The 242-nt window shown below is 64.5% G+C and carries 1 protein-coding gene; it reads left to right on the top strand.

Annotated features, from left to right (window positions below; translation table 11 throughout):
• On the top strand, positions 1–242 hold a 242-nt coding region (locus R0J88_RS22925), incomplete at both ends, for a hypothetical protein (RefSeq protein ID WP_410901306.1).

The following is a 242-nucleotide window of genomic DNA, read 5'->3' as shown; positions in this document are numbered from 1 at the left end:
GCATGGATGATTACCTGATCAAGCCCATCGACGAGGGCCTGCTGGCCAACCTGCTCAGCCGTCATCTAGGCATTTCGCTGAACCCGCCACCGCAGGCCGCGCGGTCATCTAGCCAAACGCGCAGCCCTGCTCGCAGCCAATCGCGCAGTCCAGAACGCAACCAAGCGCGTAGCCCTGCTCGCAGTCAGGCGACGTCTGCCTTGCCACCGGGAGTGAAAGACGCTGCCAGCCAGGCCGAGTCC

It is taken from the genome of Pseudoalteromonas sp. SIMBA_162 (assembly GCF_046535955.1).
In the GTDB taxonomy this organism is placed as follows: domain Bacteria; phylum Pseudomonadota; class Gammaproteobacteria; order Enterobacterales; family Alteromonadaceae; genus Pseudoalteromonas; species Pseudoalteromonas marina.
Note: the sequence above shows the minus strand (reverse complement) of the source record. Positions and strands in the feature narration are given on the sequence as shown.